2 protein-coding genes are annotated in these 2908 nt (G+C 63.1%); one reads left to right on the top strand and one right to left on the bottom strand.

The genetic code is table 11. The annotated features are described in order from the left end of the window. Window positions 1-430 precede the first annotated feature (430 nt). Complete coding sequence (locus NMG80_RS04630; RefSeq protein ID WP_254017047.1) at window positions 431-2362, bottom strand: adenylate/guanylate cyclase domain-containing protein; 1932 nt, start codon at window positions 2360-2362, stop codon at window positions 431-433. Window positions 2363-2625: 263 nt separating this feature from the next. Between NMG80_RS04630 and NMG80_RS04625 the strand changes: the two genes are divergently transcribed. Then, window positions 2626-2883 carry a hypothetical protein gene (locus tag NMG80_RS04625; RefSeq protein WP_254017048.1) on the top strand — a complete coding sequence of 86 codons (258 nt, stop codon included), beginning with the start codon at window positions 2626-2628 and terminating at the stop codon, window positions 2881-2883. The last annotated feature ends 25 nt before the right edge of the window (window positions 2884-2908 follow it).

Raw genomic sequence — 2908 nt, 5'->3', positions numbered from 1 at the left:
CGCGCGAGCGGCTTCGTCCTCGGGGCCGACAGCGGAATGGCAGATTCGGGCTGCGAATATTCAAGAGCGGACATTCAGGTTGGTGTGGGCATCGTCGTGACCTGACCCTTTCGGAACCTTCGGGGGTCGATACTCTATCCCGAAACCGGACGTTGATCGCGACCAGCGCTGATGACCCGAAGCGGCCCTTCCTGGGCCGAATTTCCTTCCCGGAAGCCGACGTTCACCAGAACCACCAGTCTTGACCCAACCGGCCTTGCTGGGTCGATTTGGCGGCTCGTAGGCGGACGTTGCCCGGAACCAGCGACTTTGCACCGTTCCTGCCGTTCCAATTGAAGTCGGCTACAGCGCTAGGTGACCGGTTCCAGTCATTCCCAAAGCCGTCGGCTTCTTCAAACCGCCGATCAGCGGCATGGAAGTGGCATGTTGCTCAGCCCGCTTGGGCGCGGTGAACGTCCATAGGGGGCGATGCTGACGTCGCGACTTTGCCAAGCTTGAAGACCTCCGTCGCCTCGCCGCGTCCGCGCAGCCTGTGCTTGCCTGCCGGGATCGTTTCGAACCTTTCGTCGAGCCGCGACGCGGTCTCGCCGGAAATGGCGATTGCTGCGGTGGCGCCCGGTTCGAGCTGCTTGCCGAGGTCCTGCAGCCGTTGGCTGACGTTCACGGTGTCGCCGACGATCGTATAGTTGACGCGGTCGGATGCTCCGATATTGCCGACGATGACGGAGCCCGTGTGGATGCCGATGCGGACATGAAGCGGAGGCCGGCCTTCGCCAGCCGCTTCCAGATTGTCCTTCTCCAGCTCCTCGCGGATCGCCGCGGCGGCGCGGACGGCCGCGGCGGCATGGCCCTTCAGACGGTCCGGCGCGCCGAAGAACGCCAGCATGCCGTCGCCCAGGAACTTGTCGACAGTACCGCCATGTGCATCGACCGCGCCGCACAGGATCGCGAAGTGATGATTCAGCAGCCTGGCCGCGGCGGCGGCGTCCATCTGCTCCGACAGCGTGGTGAAGCCGACGATGTCGGTGAACATGACGGTGACGACCGCTTCGCGCGGTTCGGCGATGCCGACCTCCCCGGTGCGCACCAGCTTGGCCACCAGCGAGCGCGGAATATAGGTCGAGAATGCACGCAGACCGATCAGCATGGCATTGAACGCCGAAGCCTGGTTGTCCAACTCCAGCACCCTGCTGCGCGGCAGGGGGGTCACGCCGTCGAGATCGAAATCGGCAACGCGCGTGGCCTGGCCGGCGATCGCCTGGATCGGGCGCGACAGGCGCCTGCCAAGTAGGATCGCTACGATGACCGCCGCCGCCATCGCCCCAAGACCGAGCAGAGCTGACCCCATGACGCGCTCGATCTCATCACTGATCTGACTGCTTTCGAAATACCCGCCGATCGTCCAGGGCTTATCGCCGTAGCCGGTGATCTTGCGGGTGATGGCGATGTAAGTGTTCTCTCCTTCCCATGAGGTAGGAACGTCTCGGTCATCGACGCGGATCTCGGCGATTTCTATGTCGCGGGCGTGGCGCGTGTCGAACTCCCGTTCTACCTTGCGCGAGCTATATGCGGCCAATACCGGATCGCCATACGTGGCCAGCGGCGTCAGCGGCAGGACGCCATTCTTCAGACCGTCGGGATCGGCCAGCCTTTGGTCGGCGAGCACGCGATCTTCGCCATCGAGAATGAAGGCATGCGTGCCAAATCGCGATGACAGCTCCCGCGTGATATCGGACAGTTTCTGCAATTCGACCGCCGCGATCACCCAGGCCTGCGTCACGCCATCACGTGCCAGCGGCACGGAGACATGCGCGTACAGGCCGAACTCGTTGGCCACGAACGCCCCCCACTGCTGGCCGCCGACCCGTCGGCGTTGCTCGAGGGCGGCGCGGACTTGGGGCGACTTCTCGGGCTCGGCCGGAAAATGCTCGATCGCGCCCGTTGCAACGTTGTTTTCTATGGAGCGCGCGGCGCCGCGGCAGACCAGGTCTGGGGTGCAGATCAGCATCGCCTCGACCCCCGAAGCGGCAGCCAGAGCACCGGCAACGGCTGCAGACATCGCCTCGTCGTCGATCTGGAACTCGCCCTGGGCATAGAGCTGCGCGATGCCGTTCACCGCGTTCTCGGCGTCTCCCATCTCGGCGCGCAGCGAGTCCTCCATCGCATCGATAAGAAGCGTTGATTGCGCGCCGAGCAGGTCGAACGTGTTGCGAAAATTGGCGCCCACCGACAATGCGAGCACGCCACCGACCGACAGGAACACGAGCGTGCCGAAACTCAATGCCATGATGACGGCAATGGGGATGCGACGCCGTTTCTTTTCGGGGCTGACAAGACGCACTGGTTGTGCGGGCGTGCTCATGCATCCAATGTCGCAATGCGGCATGGAATTGCAAGCTCGGTGACGGCTTTAAGGAGAGGACGCGCCCGAAGCATTCGCACCAATGTGGCGCCGATGATTCCAATCCTCATAGGGGGTGTCCTTTTCGTAAATATGGAAGAGTGCCCGCCCCAGTCGCGGACGGTGGCGCCTCGAAGATGCGCCCCTTTCTCGCGCAGTGTCGAGAGTGTCAAGTCCCGGAACCCGCCCACAGCCCCTGCCGGTTCGACCGAAACAGGACACTGTTGATATCGACGTCAGGCCGGCAGCCCGAGCTGCTTTCGCAGGCTTTTGTCGCCAAGGTCTTCCCGGCCATGATAGCCGCCATGCTGATCGTCATCATGCTGCAGGTGCGATCCTTCTCGACGATGTCCATAGTCATGCTGACGGCACCGCTTGGCCTTGTCGGCGTCGTGCCGATGCTGCTCACCTTCAACCAGCCCTTCGGATTCAACGCCATTCTGGGCATGCGACATTTCGCGCTCCGCGACAGCCGGAAGTGATCGACAACCTTTCCAACGTTTTCCT

Source organism: Mesorhizobium escarrei (assembly GCF_935825525.1).
Classification (GTDB): Bacteria; Pseudomonadota; Alphaproteobacteria; order Rhizobiales; family Rhizobiaceae; genus Mesorhizobium; species Mesorhizobium escarrei.
This window is presented reverse-complemented; position numbering and strand designations above follow the sequence as displayed.